We start from the raw sequence: 18,869 nt of genomic DNA on the forward strand, positions 1-18,869 counted from the left end.
CGCCATCACATGACGATGTCCTTCGGCGATGAGGTCTCACTGTCCCGACGGGGCTGGTTGACCTTCGTCCCGGACCACCCGACAGCCGGCTGAATCGATGCGTCGGCCTGGCCTATCCCACTCTGTTCCCGAGGACTCGCGCATGCCTGCCCGTTTGCTGTCCATCCCCGCTGTCGCCGCCGCCCTGGACGTCGACCGCCGCACCGTCTACCGCTTCATCGCCGCCGGAGACCTCCCCGTCGTCGATCTGCGTACCGGGACGGAACGCTCCCGCGTCCGTGTCCCCGCTACTGGGCTTGAGGAGTTCATCGCCAAAAGGCTGGTTGCTTCCCCGCGCACTCGCCGGTGATTTCTCTCCACCAGTCCGGCCCTCACCCATTCCGAACGAAGGAGTAGTACCGCGTACCTGCGCAAATTGCAGTCCGGCAAGTGGCAGGCGACCGTACGCAACCGGTCAGGAGACCGGTTCAGCGAGTCCTTCCCCCTCAAGACCCAGGCGCGGGCTTGGGGCATCGAGCTGGAGACCCAGTTCGCCCGCGGAGGCATGCGCGACCCGCGCGCCGGCGAAATCACATTCCAGGAGTGGCACGATCGATGGTGGAACGCACGCATCGTCGAGCCTCATACCCTGAGGGGTGACGCGTCCAGCATCAAGAACCACGTCATGCCCTACTGGGCGGACTGGGAGATGCGGGCCATCACCCGTATGGATGTCCAGAGCTGGATCCGCTCCCTGGTCGAGAAGGGGGCGGGGGCCTCCGCGATCAAGCGGGCATACAACCTGACGTCGTCCATCATGCGCGCGGCAGTGGACGACGACGTGATCGCGGTGAGCCCGTGCCGCAGCATCGACCTGCCAGCCATCGCGGTCAAACCGCCGCAGTGGTTCACGCCAGACCAGGCGCAGAGCATCCTCGACGGACTCGCCCCCGCCTGGCGGACGATGTGCTTGCTCGGCTTCTACACCGGACTGCGTTGGGGTGAACTCTCCGGCCTGCACCGCCACCGCATCGACACGCGGCGCTCGCGACTGTTCGTGGTCGAGGTCAACACCAAGAGCGGCATCAAGGAGTATCCCAAGAGCTCCAAGAGCCGTCGGGAAGTCCCTCTCCCGCCCCACGTCCTGGAGGCCCTCGAACGCCACATCCACCGGCTCGACCGCGACGCGGTGGTGTTCACCACCATCACCAAGGGCCGCACCGGGCGCCTGCTCGCCGACAGTAACTGGCGCCGGCAGACGTGGTGGCCTGTCGTCGAGGCCGCCTACCACTTCGGCGACGACGGTGAGTTGCAGCTCGTCCCGCACTATCCGCCGCACTCCATGCGCCACACCTGCGCCTCGTGGCTGGTCCAGAAGGGAGTCTCGCTCTACGAGGTCCAGCACCTCCTCGGCCACGAGAGCTTTCAGACCACCCAGCGCTACGCCCACCTCCAGCCGGACGCCCACAAGGCCGTCCTCGGAGCCTGGGAGCGTATGGAAACCCCGCTCACCATCGCCGCATAAAACCTTCGCCCTGTCCTTCCCGGGCAGGGCGAAGTCGTCTCCGCGCTGGTCCGGGAAGGATCACCCACGAGCGGCGTTCGGGTCGTCGTCGGGACGAGTCCAGCGGCCGTTGGTGTCGGGACACTGGTAGGCGTAGGCATCGATCTTCGCCAGCTCACGCCATACTTCCCGCCCGGCCGGCGGGCCCGGCAGAGTGCACAAGGGGCCTAGGAGCGGGTCGAGTTGTTCCGTATACGCCTCGGCCCACTCCAGACAGTTCGCCTCGTCCGCCGCGACCGGTGCGACGGTTCGACTGCGTCGCAGGGCGTCGGCCGGCTCTGGCGCCCGCTCGGGCTCTCAGTATTGCGCTGGGCCGCACCCTGGACGGGCAGGTGGACGCCGCGCTGCTGGACGGGCCAGGGCGGTCAACCGTGCCTATATGGCCGACTACATTGCCCAGTACGGCGACCTCGCCGCCGAGGCCGGGCAGCTGACCCATCCATCAGCTGTCAACGGCCCTTGGCGACGTAGAAATTGAACATACGCGACGCCATTTGACGCCACTGTATCGATCTGGGCGCACGGAAACACGCAGACTCAGTACGGCGGAACCATACGACTCTAAGCTGCGTGGTGGAGCCTGTGGGCCGACGACATCTACTTCCGGGGGACCGACATGCGAATCGTCGGGGTGCATGGAGTTGGCAACTATAGACCGAACCAGACACCCGAAGAGGTACGACGGGATTTAGGCAGCGTGTGGCATCGCCACTTGCTGCGCGGAGCGGCGGCCGATCTCGTCAGACAGAGTGAGGTCTCGGTCACGTATTACGCGCACCACCTGGCGCCCCGCGGTATCCAGGGAGTTGACGACTCCGTTGACCGTCTTCCTGCCGAGGTGAGGGAGCTCGTCGAAGTGTGGTTGGAAACCTTGGTCGGGGAGGCGAACGGGTCGCAGGGGTGGGCTACGCGGCCACTGCGACAAACGTTGGGTTGGCTGGCGCAGTCCCGGCGCCTGGGGAAGCCCGCGGTGGAGAAGTTCGTCTGCACCTTCTTCCGCGAGGTCGCGACCTACCTCGCAGCGGACGGATCTGTGCATCCTGCGCGTCGTGCAGCCCAAGAGGAAGTGGCCGACGAGATACGCCGGAAGGTGCCCCAGGTGGTGATCGCACACTCTCTCGGCTCGGTTGTCGCCTACGAGGCGCTATGGGCACATCCGGACATTCATGTCGACCTCTTCCTGACGGTTGGATCGCCATTGGCTTTGCCACATGCGGTTCTGCACCGTCTGGAACCGGCGGCAATCGGTGCGGGCCGGGGCGCGCGCCCGCCAGGAGTACGCAAGTGGGTGAACATCGCCGATCCCGGGGATCTCGTGGCCATTCCCCGTGGCGCCATCCCGCGCCACTTCGCGCAGGTCGAACCAGAGGACGCGGAGAAAGCCATCCACGCGTTCGACTTTCACAAGGCGGCAAATTACCTGGCTTGCGCTGCGACGGCGCGGGCGTTGTCCGATCTGGGGCCCGGGAGGAACTGACGAAGTGCCGAGCGATCCTTCAACGGAGGTCGACCCTGACGACGCGCTGGGCGGACCGCATGCGCTGGTCATCGCGGTGGGCGATTTTCGCACCAAACGTTCACGCGGGGACGAAGCCGCCGACGAGGAGGCTTCCGATGGAGTTCTGCCAGCTCTGCCCTTCGCACGCCCCCAAGGTCAGGAGATCGCTGACGTGCTGCGCGCACTCGGCCACCGCCTCAGGGGAGACGGGCTGCAACTCGACATCCGCGTCGCAGACATGCAACGGTCCCTGTACGAGCTTGCCGACGCACATGCAGGAACCGTGGTCATCCACATCATCAGCCACGGAATCCTCGGGAGAACGAGCCGCTCGCTGTATGTGGCGGCAGCGGACACTGATCCCACCAGACCCACGACCGCTCTGGACATCGAGCACGTACTTCGCCTGATAGAGGACAGTGAGACGGGACCACACGTCCTGATATTGCTGGACGTCTGTCACGCCGGAGCGGCGACCCGGCACTGGGTCGCATGGGCCGACGAGGTGAACAGCAGCGAGCGCCGCGCCTGGGTCATCGGTGGTGCAGCAATTAACGAATGGGCCTACTACGGGCGTTTCAGCACCGCAACGGCGAAAGTGCTACGTCGGCTCCACCAAGAACGCCTACCGGTCCATCCGTCGGACGAGTTTGTTCCCCTCCCCGTGTTGGTTCAGGAGATCGAGCGGGAACTGGCCGCGCTGGACCCGGAGACGATGCCTGGGCCACCGCAGCCTGCCCAGCAGGTTTCGGCAACGTTGAGTCACATCACTGGGTCACCACAGACGGAGTTTTTCCGAAATCCGCGCTACGAAGAAGATGAGGCGCGCCGTCGCGCTGCCCTATTGGACATCGGCGTGCGGGATTTCGTAGCAAGCTTCGACAGTGTCCTCGATCCGGGCCACTACATCGGGCGTGCGCTGGCCCACCCCGGGGCACCGCTCACATCAGCCCCGTCTCTCTTCTCCGGCCGCCGACAACAGTTGCAGGACCTGGCGGACTGGCTGTGCGGTCAAGGTCCCCGCACCGATGGACTGCGCATGGTCATCGGTAGCCCCGGCGCCGGAAAGTCCACCTTGCTCGGGGTGATGGTGTGCCTGCTTCACCCGGAGATCCGGACAAGGATCCGGCCGGTCGCACTCGACGACACCCTTGACACTCCCGCGTCATGCGGTGATCGTTTTGCAGCCGTGCACGCACGAGGCCAGTCAGTCGCCCAAGTCGTTCAGTCGATCCACAAGCAGCTGGGACTCACGTCACGTACCGGATCCGCCAGCGTGGAGGGAGTCCTGGAGGCCATCCGGGACAGATTCACGGCGCAAGAACCCGCCATCGTCATCGTCGACGCACTCGACGAGGCCGCCCACCCACCCGAGCTGTTGACCTTCCTCCTCCTGCCCCTCGGCCAGCTCACGGCCTCCGCAACCAAGGCCGACGCGACAGCGGGCGAGACGAGCACGGCAAAGGTGTGCCGACTTATTGTCGGCACCCGCCCGCTTGAGGACTTCGAACCACTCTTCGAGACGGCACGCCGACACGACGGGGTGCTGGACCTGGACGCTGTGCCGGAGAGCGAACTCCGAGCGGACGTGGCCGAGTATGTCGGCAAGCTCTTGCAGGAGGCCCGGCCGACCCGCCCAAGCCCGGAGTTGGCACGGGCGGTGGCCGACGCGGTGGTGGAACGGGTCAGACGAGACGAGGCCGGCCCGTTCCTGGTGGCCGCGCTGTACATGGCGTATGTCACCACGGCATCACCGCATCTCCTCGACGATCCTGACGGCATGGTCGCCGAAGTCCCGACTTCCTTGGGCGCGGTGCTGGAAATGCACCTCGCCCAACTGCCCTCAGATACGTGGCTTCGGCCTGTGCTCGCCGCCGTGGCTGCTGCCAAGGACACCGGAACACCAGCACGGCTGGTCGGTCAGATCGCCGCCAGCATCCTCACCCAGTGGCCCGGACGACCCGACACTCTCGGCCCCGTGCCGGTGCCACCCGAGCCCTGGCGTGTCGAGGAGATTCTCGACACGATGCGGTTCTATCTGCGTCGCTCGCCCGGACCGGATTCCCGAACGCACTACCGGCTCTTCCACCAAGGACTCGCCGATTACCTGCGGGCTCACGCTCAGGAACCGGGAAGGAGCGCCGATGACTGACTGGTTCGAGCAGGCTGTGCTGGCCGGGATACTCGACGCCTTACGGCCTACTCCCGGTGCAGCACCGCGCTGGGACCTGGCTGAGGCATACGCACTACGGCATGCCATCTCCCACGCGGTCGATGCGGGCCGTGTCGACGACCTGCTGACTGACCCCGAGTTTCTGGTCCACGCCGACCCCGAGACCCTGCTGCCGGAGCTGGCCCGGGCCGGTGTACCGGCCGCGCGACTGGCCGCCGCGGTCTACCGTAGTTCCGTCGGCGTCCATCCGACCACAGACGTGAACCAGCGGCGCCAACTCCTCAGCATCGACGCCTTACGCCACCGAGCCGAAGCCCTCGCGGGTGACCTCGTGCAGCGGAGCGACGCGGTGCGTCAGCCCTGGACCCCGCACTGGACAACCGATGCGCAGGCAACACCCGCCCTGCTCGCCAAGATCCCGCTACCCGGCTGGTGCAACGCCGTCGCACTTGCCGACCTTGGCGGACGCCTCGTCATCCTGGCAGCGACAGGCAACGTGCTCACCCTCTGGGACGCTCGAAGCGCTCAACACATCGGCCTGCCGATGGAGGGCCACCGCGACACCGTACGAGCCGTCGCTACAGCGTGCCTCGCGGGCAGAACGTATGCCGCTTCAGGCTCGGACGACCACACGATCCGACTGTGGGATCTCGTGACAAGCCAGCACGTCAGGGAACTCGACGCGCATACGGCAGCAGTCACCGCGCTGAGCGTGCTCCCAAGCGATCGTCCCCTGCTCGTCAGCGGAGACGACAACGGAACACTACTGGTCTGGGACCTCGCTGACGGACGGGACCCGCATCCGCTGGAGGGCCATCAGCGGGGCATCACATCCGTGGCATGTGGCCGCATGGCAGGCCGTCCCGTTGCGGCTACTGCCAGCAGGGACAACACCGCCGCAGTCTGGGACCTGGAATCCGGCCACCAACTGCTGCGACTCGAACACGAGGACTGGGTCACCGCAACAGCCGTGGCGAGTACTGGCGAAGGCGACCTGGTGGTGACGGGCGCCACCGACGCAAGAATCCGGGTGTGGGACGGCTCTGGTGGAGAACTCCTGCACACCCTGGAGGGGCAAGGACTCGTCAATGGCATTGACGTCACCATGGTGGAGGGCCGACTTCACATTCTCAGCGCGTCCCACGATTCCTCGATGCGCGTCTGGGATCTCGCCGAGGGCCGTAGCTCGGTCCTGGCCGGCCACACCATGCCCGTGACGACCGTCGCCACAGGAATGCTTGACGGCCGGCCCGTCGCAGTCTCCGGATCCGCCGACAACACGGCCCGCCTGTGGGACCTCACCGCAGGCTCCGCAGCAGACCAGGAACGTAACCACACCCAGGACGTCAGAGCGGTCACAATCGCCGTGTGCGACGGTGAACCCGTTGTCGCGAGCACAGGCGCCGACGGTTCCATCCGGATATGGAACCTTGACGCTGGCACGCCCCGCGCGGTTCTGCGGCCGACCCACACCGTATCGACCAGTACCGGCGAGGGGGAGATGGACGCACTGACCACGGTAGCCACCGGTGTGGTCGCAGTGGCTGGGACAGACGAAGTCATCAGGCTGGTGAACATCGACTCCGGCCGGACCCTGGGCACCCTGGACGGCCACGACGGCCCAGTCAGCGCGCTGGCAGCAGTCGACAGCCTCAGCGGACGCCAGCTGATCAGTGGAGGGGACGACACTTACGTCCGGGTCTGGGACGTAGAACACCAGACTGTCAGGCACGTCCTGTCCGGACACGGTGACTGGGTGACCTCGCTCGCAGTCTCGGTCGACGGACAGCAGGCCCTTGCGCTGAGCGGTAGCAACGATGGGTCCCTGTTGCTGTGGGATGTCGAGCAAGGGGTCCAGCTCGGACGCGCGCTGCGGGACGACATGAACATGGTCACCGCCGTCGGCCTTACGGACATCGAGGGGCAACTGCATGCGGTTGCAGGAGCCGACGACGGACAGGTCAGCATCTGGAACCTTTATACCGGCGAGGTGGTGCGTCGACTCAGAGGTCTGCACGAGGGGGTGAAGTGTGTGACTGTGACAGCGCTCGACGGACAGACCGTAGCCATAGCCGGCGGTGACGACGCCGCGCTCGCTGTCTGGCACCTTGCCTCCGGTCGCCTGCTGGCACGGATCGCTCTGCCGGACAGGGTTAATGCGCTGACCGCCACTGCCGACGGCCGCCTCGTAGCTGGGTTCGGATGGGAGGTCGCCGTGCTCAAATCGGCGGACCTGGAGTCCAGCGATTCACGGTCAGCCGCCGGTTTGGAGGCCCCACCGTCAACTTAGTGGTCTGCTCCGGAAGTCCTTCGGGGGTTGATCATGGTGCCGGGGCGGCGGAGGATTTTTCCTGCGCCCAGAAACTGACCGCGCGAGCCCGCACGGCTTGGCCCCAGCTGGCCGCCGTGCACGTCCGCCACTGCGGCCAGTTCGCCTACGTGGACGGCGAACTGGCCGCTGGCGAAAGCATCAAGCTCATGCGCCTGCACTAGGGCGGCTCCGTTACCACCTGGGGCTTCGCCCTCTACCTCGCCACCCCGGGCGTCTGACCAACGCCACACAGCACCCGGCTCCGGAGTCAACCCTCGAAGGACCTCGAAGGACCTCGAAGGACTTCCGAAGCAGACCGGTTAATTTTCCAGGCGGACAGGCATCAGCATCGAAAAGGTGCCCTCGCCGTCGGTCCGGCGGATCGCCAGGGGCGCCGTAGGGGCGCCGAACTCCAGAATCAGTTGGTCCCGGGCTCCGGCGGCGAGGGCATGCAGCAGGAACTCGCGATTGACGGCGATGTTGCCCTGGCTGTCGTCACCGTCTTCACAGACGCAGACCGTGCCGTCGCCCGTCACCTTGAGCACGCTGAGGTCACAGGACGCGCTGTCCTGCTCGCGCACCTCGCTGACGCGGACGGAGCCGGTTTCCACCGCCGCCCGGAAAGCCGGGACATCGACGAGGGCACGGTGCCCTGCCGGCAGGCGGACGAGGCGACGGTAATCAGGAAAGTCGTGATGGAGACGCTGCCCAGCGGCCTGACGGTCCCCTGCCTCCAGGGCCACGCGGTCACCGTCCACAGTGAGCTGGACGGATGCGTCGTCACTCAGCAGCGCTCGCATCGCGTCGGCGAGTGGGGATGGCACGATGACCTGCACACGGGGCCCGCCATGCCCGGTGGTACCGGCTTGTGCGACTGCCATCCGGTACCGGTCGGTGGCCACGACATGGAGCGTCTCCCCCTCGATGTCGAACAGGACACCGCCGAGCATCGGCAGCTCCGGGTCGGTACTGGCGGCGAAGCGGACCGCGTCCAACGCCGCGGCCAACTCAGGCGCGGAGACAGCCAACCGGACGGTGGCGGTGCGGAGCAAAGCCATGGGATTCTCCCTGCGTTCGAGTAGCGCTCGGACCGTGGAGAACTCGATGCGGGCATCGGACAGCCCCAGTTCAAGACGACACAGGTGCGCTTGAAGCAGCTTCCGCACCAGGTCGGTGTTCTCACTGGACCAGCCGGCCAGCACCAGCCGAATGTCCGCCAATGCCATACCGGCCCGGCGCAGCCGGGCCAGCAACCGGGCCTCTTCAAGCTGCTCGGGGCGGTACCAGCGGTAGCCGCTCACCGGATCCACCCAGGCCGGGACCAGCACGCCGGCACCGTCGTAGAACCGCAGGGCGCTCACGCTCAGTCCACTGTCCCGAGCCATCTCACCAATACTGCGCATCTCGCTCTCCACACCCGGAACTCTGAGCCCTCCACCAAGTCGAGGGTCAACCGCCGGCCAGCCGACTCGAATATGAACAGCATCCGGGTACAGAGGCGAGACCGGCCGATGGAGGTCGAGGAGGAAGAACGACCCGTGCCGAAACGCGGGCAGGCCGACAGCAGTGCGCCTCAGATATCAACGGCCATGGGGACGCGGTTCTCCCGGTCCGTGGCCATCAGGGAGCTGCGCCAGCGGCCTCTACGTCGCCACCCCAGCCATCTGACGAACGTCAGCCACGGCACCGGCTCCGGAGTCAACCCCCGAAGGACTTCCGGAGCCGACCACTTAGGCGGCGCTCACAACGTGGAGAAGAGCAAGTCGGCGTTCAGCCGCCCCCATCGGCACCGAGATCGTTTTGCCGCTGAACCCGTGCCTGGCAACTAGGACGACGGCTCTGACGGCCACCCGCCACAGCCGCCTTCCGATGATGTGGCCGTCCATTACTGCCGTCGACTCGACGTTGGCTCCGTGGCAGCGGCCAATGTCGGCGTATACCTGAACACGGCCCTGTCAACATTCCCGGGAAGCTGGGGCGTGCGCCCGAGCACTGGTGACGCTCCGTCACGGGTGGAGGGGTCGGAGCAGGGCCGCGAGGATGACGCGGTGGCGGAGCAGCGTGGCTTTCGCGCGTCCGGCCCTGAGCCGTGTTGGCAGTTTCAGATCGGTGATGCGGCCCTCGTTGACACCGGAGCTGAACGAGGTGGTGATGCCCTGCACGACCGCCACCTGGTCGCGCGGAGGGCTGCCCGAAGTGCGGGGATGGATTGTCGGTAGTGACGCTCGTTTGACGCTCTGGGCTTCCGCGCGCGGGACAGCAAGCGAATAAACCGCCTCTGACCTGGTCTTTTCTGTGGCTCACCCAGGCCGACATCTTTCCGATGACCCACCATGTGGAGTGTGTTGCGATCCTTGAGCCGGTGGCCAAGGTTTCCTGACCTGCGGTTTTGTGCGTGCGCAGTAGGTGCGGTGTGGGCGTTACGGGCGATATCTTGACGCTGAAATGACGCTCGTGACGCTCATTTGACGCTCGTTCTGATGGGGTGTCAGTCCTGTTGTGCCGTCGGCCTGCGGTTCTGGTCATCACCGAAGTGACGTCCGCCCACACCCGCCCGCAGACCTTCTGCGGCGCATTCCACTAGCCGGTAATGGCGTTGTCCGCCCTTTCGGCCCGGACCTGGTGAGGCAATGCCGTGTTGGGCAGCGCTCGGGGCAGTGGCAGGCGGCCGGGAGCGCCGGCCTCGGTGTCGGTGATCAGTGTGCGCAGCGCTTCATGGCATCGCGGCACGGGAAGGGTCGGGTCCAGCGCGGAAAGCGCGCGCTGCGCGCGACGTCGTGCCAGGCCACTGCGGCCCTGATGATGGTCGACGAACGCCTTGGCGTAACGGGCTTCGAGAGCGGCCCACGTGTCGTCGCGGAAGTTTTGCCGGGTCAGTGCCCGGCGTGCGGTGCGGTGCGCGGTGTCCGGGGCGAAGGCTGTCTGGGCGATGGCCTGGGCGGCCAGGCTCACGACCGGTGAGGGACCGCTGCGGGCATGGTCGGGGATGGTGCGGGCGGCTTCCTCGAAGCGCTCGGCGGCTGCCCTGTGATCCCCCTCGCGCAGGGCGATCATTCCTTGGACGTGGGCGATGTGGCCGACGGTGGCATCGTCGCCGGCCATGACGGCCGTCGGCCAGGCCCGGCCCAGCAGGGCACGGGCATTCTGCGGATCGCAGCCTGCGCCGAGCCAGGCAGCGAGCCAGCTGCCGCGCATCCCTGCATCGCTGTCCGGGGGGCAGAGCGGCAGCAGTCGCAGCAGATAGCCGCGCCCTTCCTCGCCGTGGTCGAACACCGCCCACCAGAACCACAGGCTCACGACCGTCTGCAGGGCGGTCTCGGCCTGGTCAGGGCGGCAAAGAGCCTGGCGCAACATGGTCGTCAGTTCGGCCTGCTCCTCCTGGACGAGGCGTACGGCCCGGTCCTGGCAGCCCGAGGCCCACAGATTCTCTGCGACCGCCGCGACCTGACGGCAGTGCGCGGCCCGGCGTTCCAGGGCCACCTCCCACTCGCCGGCCTCCCGCAGCCGTTCGGCACCGAAGTCGCGTGCGGCCCGGGTCATCCGGTAGCGGGGCTGGCGAGGCCCGCCCGGGTCACGCACCGCCTCCAGCACGTTCACGGCCGCAAGCTGGACCAGCAAGGAGGGCACTTGGTGTGGCGTCACGCCTCCGCCGGCGCACAGGAACACGGCCGTCGACTCGTCAAAGTCTCCGGCGAAGGCGCTGGCCCTGCCCCACACGATCCTGGCCTCGCGCTCGAACAGTGCGTAGCTCGCCCCGATGGTGTCTCGCAGTGAGCGGTGCCGCCGCAAAATGGGCCGGTCGCTGGACAGCCAGCACTGGTGACTCTCCAGCAGGTCCGCCAGCTCGCCCACCGGCTGGTGCGCCACCTGCTCGGCGGCCAACTCGATGGCGTGCGGAACGCCTTCCAGCGAGTGGCAGATCGCCTCCACTGCCAGCAGTTCCGCCGCGTCCGCCGGCAGATCTGCCTTGTCGGGGAGCGACACTTCCCTCACGGCTCGCGCTCGCCGGAAGAACAGCTCTACTGCCGGTGCCCGGTCGGGTGAGGTGTCCGGGCTCCTTGTGGCCAGCGGCGGCAGCACCAGTACCTGTTCCTCTCCGAGCCCCAGCACTCGACGTGACGTCACCAGTACCCGCAGCGCCGGCAGGGCCACGAGGAGGCGTTGCACCAGGCCGGTGCATTCCCGGTGGACCGGGTCGACGTCGTCGAGGAACAGCAGGGTGCCTGTGGCCGGAAGATGACGCAGCACCGCGGCGATGTCCGATTCCCGGCGATGCGGCCGTCGGCCGGTCAGGGCCTGGCACACGGCTGTGGTCAGCGCCCCGGGACCTCCGGGTCCGGATTCTTGCCAACGGACGTGGACCACGCGGCGCCACGGCCCGTCCGGCCTCGCCGCCGCCTCAACTGCCAGTCGGCTCTTGCCCATTCCGGGCCGGCCGGTCACCGTCACCAGGTGGTGCCCCGTCAACAACTCCCGGAGGACGGCGGCTTCCCGATCCCGGCCGATCAGACCTTCGTCCGACCCACCGTCATACACAGTCGGCGCCACAGGGTTGCCGACAGACTTCCACACGTTCATGACCTTCCGTACTCATCGGACACCGCAAGCGGTGGCACCGCGGTCCGGGGCGGCAGGCCCCAGTGCAGAACCGTCACTTCTGCGGCGCCACGGCAGTCCCAACGCGTCACCCGCACGAAGGTGGCGACGCCGCTCGCCGGATCACACACTGCGACGACTGATCGAACCCCCGTCCGGGTCGGCAAAGGCCGGGCACGCGATCCGGCGCATTGTCTCGGCACGGCTGCCATGCACACGCACGGCATGCAGCACCCACGTCGCGTCGCGAGTGATCCTCGTCGGCCGTTCCGGGTCTTTGAAAGAACGAGGCGATGCCGGATCGGTATGTTGGGTACATACCCCGTGTTCCTGTCGGGTTGACGCTCATTCGCAGGGCCGACGCCGTTTCGGCGGCGTTGGACGGCTCCGGGCTGAGGCGCCAACGGGATTGCGATGGTGGTGCATGAGGACCTGGTTGCCCGTGGGCGCCGTGCCTCGCCTGGCCTGTGCGGTGGTCCTCGGAGCCGTGGTCGGCGTGGCGGTCGGACCGCCGACCGACGCGGCACTGGGTGTGCTGGCCGGAATCGCCGCGATGGAACTGTTCTTCGTGCTGGCGGGCTGGGCGGTGCTGTGGCCGATGGATGCTGCAGCCACTCACCGCAATGCGCGACGTGAGGACTTCCGGCCCGTCACCGAGGAAGTCGTGGTGGTGTCGGTGGCTCTGTGCGGGCTGGTCGCCATCGTGCTGCTTCTCGTGCACGGCGGCGGGTCCGAGACCGGCCACGCCGCGACCGCTCTGTGTGGGGTCTTCACGGCCTGGGCCGCGCTGCACCTGATGTACGCCACCCGCTACGCCTACGTGTACTACGAGTCCGCGGGCGGCATCGACTTCAATTCGGACGATCCGCCGGCGTACCGGGATTTCTTCTACTTCAGCTACAACCTCGGCATGACTTATCAGGTGTCCGACACGGATGTCTCAAGTTCCACGATCCGCGCGATCGTGCTGCGGCACTCGCTGATGTCCTACGTCTTCGGCACGAGCATTCTCGCCACGGCCATCAACCTCGTGGTGGGAATCGTGAGTGGTTGACGGTACCCGGCAGGCGGCCGTCGTCGGCGACGCCGATCTGCCGCCGGCGCGCCCGGCTCGATGCCATGCGGTGCCGTCTTCCACCCCCGCTCTCCTCAGCCCGTGGAGGCGTCCCTCCGCGCCGCGGCTACGATGTCAAGGGCCGGACGGGGAGCGTTGATGGCTGATCGAATCACTGCAGACGGAGTGGACCCGGCGTGCGGTGCCGCACTCGCCGAGCTGGTCGCGTGGGTCGGGCGGCAGCTGCCCAAGTTGATCGACGATGTGTGCGCCACCGTGTGCGAACGCATTGCCCTGTACCGCGAGGGCGATGTCGTACCGCGCGATGACCTGCATCGTTCGGTCGAGCTCAATTTGGGATTCATGGTCAGCGGGCTCGGTGATCCTGGGGTCACGCCCGATCGGGCCGCACCGTCCGAGACCGGCCGGCGCCGGGCCCATCAGGGGGCGCCGCTGCCCGAGGTGTTGCAGGTCTACCGCATCGGCTGCTCCATGCTTTTCGACGCGCTCGTGGGGCACGCCCGCCGCAACGACCGGCCGGGCGTCATGGACGCGCTGCTGGAGGCTTCGAGCCTGCTGTGGCGGCTCGCTGACGCGCATGCGCTGCTCCTCACCGAGGCGTACCGGGCGGCGACCGCGGAGCTGATGGCCGTCCAGATACGGCGGCGCTCGGCGTTGGTGGAAGCGTTGTTCACCGGTCAGCTGCTGAGTGACGCCGGCCCGTGGGAAGTGGGCAAGCTGCTGGGTCTGCCACTTGACACAAAGCTGGTGGTGGTGGCCGCGGAGACGTGCGGCCTGGCAGAGGAGAGCCTGGTCGGGGTGGAGCGGAGGCTCGCTGAGCGCGGCATCGTGTCGGCGTGGCAGCTCACCTCCACCCTGCAGGCCGGTGTGGTGGCGATGCGCGACGAGCAGAGCACCACGGTACTGGCGATCCTGCGCGCGGCGGCCGGCGCGCGCACGGGGATGAGCCCTCCTTACGTGTCGCTCACCGAGACGCCGCGTGCCCTGCATCTGGCCCGGACCTCTCTCGCCGAGATCCCGGCCGGCAAGACCGACGTACGCATGTTCAGTACCAGCCCGCTCTCCGCGCTGATCGCCTACGACCCGGACGAGGGGCGGCGGCTGGCGACGGAGGTGCTCGGCGCGGTGCTCGATCTGCCGCCGGAAGACCGCGACGCGCTTTTGGACACTCTTCACGCGTTCCTGCACCACGGCGGATCGGCGGACCGGGCCGCGCGGGTCCTGCACTGCCACGCCAACACCGTCCGGTACCGGTTGAACCGGCTGCGCGAGCTGACCGGCAGGTCTCTCAACGACCCCCTGGCACTCGCCGAGTTGGCGACGGCGGAGCAGGCGGTTCGCCTCAATGCCCGCAGGCCATGACCGGCGGGCAGATGGGAGGTTCTGAAACCGGGAAGAGACTAGTTACGGCACCCCGGCGGTCCCGGGAACACTAACCGATGCGTTCGGCGATCTCGGGTTCGGATCCCGCCCGGTTCCGGCGACTGAGCCCGTCCCCGAGCGGACCCTGGGCGCCCGGTCGGAATGACACCAGCCTGGAAACGGGCCACCCACGACTCCGTACGGCACGCAGCGACGCGACATGGCACCCAAAGGTGTTGATAAACTGCGGATTATCCGCTTTTTGCTTCTGCCTTCCTGCGTCCCCGAGGAGCAGGCATGCCCAGCGAACCAGCGCCGATCAGCAACGCTGCCCGTGACGCCCTCCGGCAAGAGCTTGCCGACCTCCACACTGAACGCAGGACGGTCGCAGCGACACTGCAGGACTCCGACTCGGTGGTCGGCGACCGAGCTGACGAAGCCGATGAGTTGCAGCGTGCCAACGAGCTCAGGCACCTCGATGAGCGCATCTCGGAGGTCACCGCACGGCTGCGTGAGGCGGATGTGGCAGGCCCGCCTTCCATCAGCCTTGTCGGTGTGGGCAGCACCGTCACCGTGCGGTTCACTGATGGCACCGTGGAGACCGTCCACATCGGCGAGACGGCCGTGGCGCGTGACCAGCGGCTGGTCACGGCCGACAGCCCCCTCGGACGCGCCCTCCTCGGCCGCGGTGCCGGGGACACGGTCAGCTACGACGCCCCCGAGGGGCAGGCGACCGCGGTGGTGGTGTCTCTGGGGGATTCGCCCGACCGCAGTGGCTGAGTGCGCTTTTCCCATCTCTGGTGCGTGCGTCGGACCCGGTCGGCGGGGTGGAGCACGGACTGGGGGCTATCTGGGCGGACGATGGCTCTGGTGGTGGCGGTCCCGTGTGACCGATGCCGTGCGACACGCCTCTGGCCTTCTCCTGCTGACGTTCGGGCGGGGGCTCGACGGAGAGCGTGGTGTGGGGCACCTGGCGGTGCGTGACGGTGTGCCGTATCGGATCCGCGTCGTGGCTCAGCCGCGGCGACGGCGCCGGCAGACTGCGTCGCCGACGACCTGCCCGGCCGCGCCGGCGGTCCGTGTCGCGTCCGGCCGGCAACAGACGGGCCGGTAAGACAGCCTGGTGAGGCCGTGGCCCGATCGCCCGGGGCCACACTTCTCGCAAGAACGCGTGCGGCGAAAACGCCGATTCCCGTCTCGACGGCCACCATCGCCGCCGACCGCAGCGGTGGCCGCACGCCCTCAACTCTCCGATGGCGGCGCGGACTTCGCCACGGCGATTGTCGGTCAGTCCATGCCACAGGACAGGCCCGTGCTGAGTAACAGCCCACCGATCGCCACCGGCATCAGCGCGGCCAAGACGGTGATGCCGGTGCCCGTGACAACCCGCGCCGATTACCCACTCCCGTCTGTGGAACCACCAGCCGAACCATGCGCATGGTGTGGCTGGTGTACGGATACACCTGGGCCCGCCTCCACTTCGGCATCGATCTCCACCGGTCCTTGCCCGTACGCGGCTTCGGGGGTGGGGGAGGGGCCGCCGCGCAGCCCTGCGTCCAGTCGGTCCTGCACGGTCCGCTCCGCGAGCTCGTCCTCGTCAGGCCGTCGGGGCAGGCCCCTGCCGTGGCCGGAGTCCGGGTCGCCTTCGACAGCTCGGTTCGGCTTGTGATGGTGTGCCATCCGGGGTCTCCTCCAGTGAGTATCCGAGCGTGCGGGCACGGATATGCCTTTGTCAGGACACTGCCTTCGCGTCCGCCTCTCCGGTCTCTGTGTCGTCGTGGGGCGACTTCCTGCTCTCCTGCTCCGTGGCCGGGTCGTCGTCGGCAGTGCCCTTGCCGATCGTGACGTGGAGGGTGTCGTGGTCGATGTCGGCGATGAGGGTGTCGCCGGGGTCGGCGTCGCCTGCGAGCAGGAGGTCGGCGATGCGGTTGTCGAGTTCCGTCTGGATGGTGCGCCGCAACGGGCGGGCACCGAACGTGGGCTGATAGCCGTGGGCGACCAGGAGCTTCTTCGCGGCCTCCGTCACTTCCAGCTTCAGGCCCTGTGCGTGCACCCGGTGCTCGCTCCGGTCCAGGAGATGGTCCACGATCTGCGCGAGATCGTCCTCGGTGAGGCTGTGGAAGATGATGATGTCGTCGATGCGGTTGAGGAACTCGGGGAGGAACCGTGCCTGCAGATCGTCCATCAGTTCGTCCCTGAGCTCCGATACGTCTCCCTTGTGGTCGACGATGCGGTGGGCTCCGATGTTGGACGTCATGATGACGACACAGTGCCGGAAGGCGACGGTACGGCCCTGCGCGTCGGTGAGGCGGCCGTCGTCGAGGATCTGCAGCAGCGTGTTGAAGATGTCGGGGTGTGCCTTCTCCACCTCGTCGAACAGGACCACGCTGTAGGGCTGGCGGCGGACCTTCTCGGTGAGCTGGCCCGCTTCTTCGTACCCGACGTATCCGGGAGGCGCGCCGACCAGACGGGCGACGGTGTGCTTCTCCTGGAACTCGCTCATGTCGAAGCGGATCATGCGGTTCTCGTCGCCGAACAGCAACTCGGCGAGGGTCTTGGCGAGTTCGGTCTTGCCCACGCCGGTGGGGCCGAGGAAAAGGAAGGAGCCCACGGGGCGGTTCGGGTCGCCCATGCCGGCCCGGTTGCGGCGCACGGCCTGCGAGACGGCGGTCACCGCCTCGTCCTGGCCGACGATCCGGGCGTGCATGTCCGCTTCCAGCTTGAGCAGTTTCTCCTTCTCCCTGGCGGTGAGCTGGGAGACCGGGATCCCCGTGCGGCGGGAGACCACATCCGCGATGTCGGCGGCGGTGACGGAGACGACCCCCTCGCGCCGCTCCTCGATGCCCGCGAGTTCGCCCTCTGCCTCGGCGATCTGGTGCTTGAGCTGCGCGGCCTTCTCGAAGTCCTCCGCGGCGACGGCCTGGTCCCGTTCGCGGCCCAGCTTGGCGATGCGGTCCTCGCGGCTGACCACTTCGGTGGAGCGGCCGGCGCTGCGCAGGCGTACCCGGGCGCCCGCCTGGTCCATCACGTCGATCGCCTTGTCCGGCAGGAAGCGGTCGCTGATGTACCGGTCGGACAGGTCCGCCGCGGCCGTCAGGGCACCGTCTGCGAAACGGACCTGATGATGGGCCTCATACGCGTCGCGCAGCCCCTCAAGGATCTGGACCGTCTCCTCGACCGTCGGTTCCGGAACCAGCACCGGCTGGAAGCGGCGTTCGAGGGCGGCGTCCTTCTCGACGTACTTGCGGTACTCGTCGATGGTTGTCGCGCCCACCACGTGGAGTTCACCGCGGGCGAGGGCGGGTTTGAGCATGTTGCCCGCGTCCATCGAGCCCTCGCCCGTCGCTCCCGCGCCGACGACCGTGTGGAGTTCGTCGATGAACAGGATGACGTCGCCGCCGGCCGCCTGGACGTCCTCGATGACCTTCTTCAGCCGTTCCTCGAACTGCCCCCGGTACTGCGCGCCGGCGACCAGGCCCGACAGGTCCAGGGCCACGACCCGCTTGTCCTTGAGAGTGTGGGGGACTTCGCCGGCCACGATCCGCTGGGCCAGTCCCTCCACGATCGCGGTCTTGCCCACACCGGGCTCACCGATGAGCACGGGGTTGTTCTTGGAACGCCGCGAGAGGATCTCGACCGTCTGCTCGATCTCCTCGGCCCGACCCACCACGGGGTCGAGCCTGCCGGCCTTCGCCTCCTCCGTCAGATCCCGCCCGAACTCGTCCAACGTCGTCAACGGCTCCTTGCCGGCCGCCGGGACACCGTCTGCCTGGGCTGCCCGGTCGGTGAGACCGCGCAGCCTGCGCACGTCCACGTCGTCACCGCGTATCAGCCGTGCAGCGCCGCTGTCGGCACCGTCGAGGAGGGCTCCGAGAATGTGCTCCGGGCCGATGTAGGACGCACCGGCCCGCTGCGAGCGCGCGTACGCGGTGGCCAGGGTGCGCTTGGCGGCAGGGGTGAGGCCCGGCTCCGAGGACGGCTCGCCGGACTCGTGGGGAAGGATCCCGGCGAGCTGCGACGCGAGCGCGTCGGGATCCATACCCGCCTGCGCGAGGAGCGTTCGTGCGGGCTCGACCTTCGTGGCCGCCCACAACAGATGCTCCGTGTCCAGGTCCGACGTTCCGTCCTCCAGCGCCCGCTGGGCCGCCAGATTGATCAGCTCCTGGGACGGCTCGCTCAACAGCCGCCCGATCGGCACGCGCTGCACCGCGGGTGGCGATGACGCGGGGGACATACCGAAGAACCGGTTCAACAATTCACTGAAGGGATCGGACGGGCTGAAACCGAATGACGACATCGACATGAGCAACT

The 18,869-nt window shown here is 67.6% G+C and carries 12 protein-coding genes; 8 read left to right on the forward strand and 4 right to left on the reverse strand.

Annotation, left to right across the window (positions count from 1 at the left end; all coding sequences use genetic code 11):
• Positions 1-142: 142 nt before the first annotated feature.
• From SSP08S_RS27120 to SSP08S_RS27145, 5 genes are all read left to right on the forward strand, one after another.
• On the forward strand, positions 143-349 hold the full coding sequence (locus tag SSP08S_RS27120; RefSeq protein WP_019070785.1) for a helix-turn-helix domain-containing protein: 207 nt from the start codon (positions 143-145) through the stop codon (positions 347-349).
• A gap of 66 nt (positions 350-415) precedes the next feature.
• Entirely contained in the window at positions 416-1,504 is a 1,089-nt protein-coding gene (locus SSP08S_RS27125) for a tyrosine-type recombinase/integrase (protein WP_019070786.1), read from the forward strand.
• Between the two features lie 1,009 nt (positions 1,505-2,513).
• Positions 2,514-3,020, forward strand: coding sequence for a hypothetical protein (locus SSP08S_RS56040; protein ID WP_158697218.1), 507 nt, complete (start codon positions 2,514-2,516; stop codon positions 3,018-3,020).
• A gap of 4 nt (positions 3,021-3,024) precedes the next feature.
• Complete coding sequence (locus tag SSP08S_RS61165) at positions 3,025-5,193, forward strand: P-loop domain-containing protein (RefSeq protein ID WP_158697219.1); 2,169 nt, start codon at positions 3,025-3,027, stop codon at positions 5,191-5,193.
• The gene (locus SSP08S_RS27145; RefSeq protein ID WP_019070790.1) at positions 5,186-7,504 is read left to right on the forward strand and encodes a WD40 repeat domain-containing protein; all 2,319 of its coding nucleotides are present in this window, start codon (positions 5,186-5,188) and stop codon (positions 7,502-7,504) included. Before SSP08S_RS61165 ends, SSP08S_RS27145 begins: the two co-directional genes overlap by 8 nt.
• A 341-nt stretch (positions 7,505-7,845) precedes the next feature.
• Here SSP08S_RS27145 and SSP08S_RS27155 read toward each other — a convergent pair whose 3' ends face one another.
• From SSP08S_RS27155 to SSP08S_RS56050, 3 genes are all read right to left on the reverse strand, one after another.
• On the reverse strand, positions 7,846-8,940 hold the full coding sequence (locus tag SSP08S_RS27155; RefSeq protein WP_019070791.1) for a DNA polymerase III subunit beta family protein: 1,095 nt from the start codon (positions 8,938-8,940) through the stop codon (positions 7,846-7,848).
• A gap of 591 nt (positions 8,941-9,531) precedes the next feature.
• Positions 9,532-9,687: a hypothetical protein gene (locus tag SSP08S_RS61170; RefSeq protein ID WP_019070793.1), complete on the reverse strand. Its 156-nt coding sequence runs from the start codon at positions 9,685-9,687 to the stop codon at positions 9,532-9,534.
• 418 nt (positions 9,688-10,105) lie between these two features.
• Complete coding sequence (locus SSP08S_RS56050) at positions 10,106-12,103, reverse strand: ATP-binding protein (protein WP_063739184.1); 1,998 nt, start codon at positions 12,101-12,103, stop codon at positions 10,106-10,108.
• Positions 12,104-12,545: 442 nt separating this feature from the next.
• Between SSP08S_RS56050 and SSP08S_RS27175 the strand changes: the two genes are divergently transcribed.
• The 3 genes from SSP08S_RS27175 (at position 12,546) to SSP08S_RS27185 (ending at position 15,338) form a co-directional block, all read left to right on the forward strand.
• Positions 12,546-13,175, forward strand: coding sequence for a DUF1345 domain-containing protein (locus SSP08S_RS27175; RefSeq protein ID WP_026178857.1), 630 nt, complete (start codon positions 12,546-12,548; stop codon positions 13,173-13,175).
• A gap of 252 nt (positions 13,176-13,427) precedes the next feature.
• Complete coding sequence (locus SSP08S_RS27180; RefSeq protein ID WP_245607964.1) at positions 13,428-14,558, forward strand: PucR family transcriptional regulator; 1,131 nt, start codon at positions 13,428-13,430, stop codon at positions 14,556-14,558.
• Between the two features lie 297 nt (positions 14,559-14,855).
• Positions 14,856-15,338 (forward strand): GreA/GreB family elongation factor, encoded by a 483-nt coding sequence (locus tag SSP08S_RS27185; RefSeq protein WP_019070797.1) that lies wholly within the window; start codon positions 14,856-14,858, stop codon positions 15,336-15,338.
• A 952-nt stretch (positions 15,339-16,290) separates the two neighbouring features.
• On the opposite strand, the gene SSP08S_RS27190 is transcribed toward SSP08S_RS27185, so the two are convergent.
• Complete coding sequence (locus SSP08S_RS27190; protein ID WP_019070798.1) at positions 16,291-18,861, reverse strand: ATP-dependent Clp protease ATP-binding subunit; 2,571 nt, start codon at positions 18,859-18,861, stop codon at positions 16,291-16,293.
• Positions 18,862-18,869: the final 8 nt, after the last annotated feature.

This window comes from Streptomyces hokutonensis (assembly GCF_000376565.1).
GTDB classification, from domain to species: Bacteria; Actinomycetota; Actinomycetes; order Streptomycetales; family Streptomycetaceae; genus Streptomyces; species Streptomyces hokutonensis.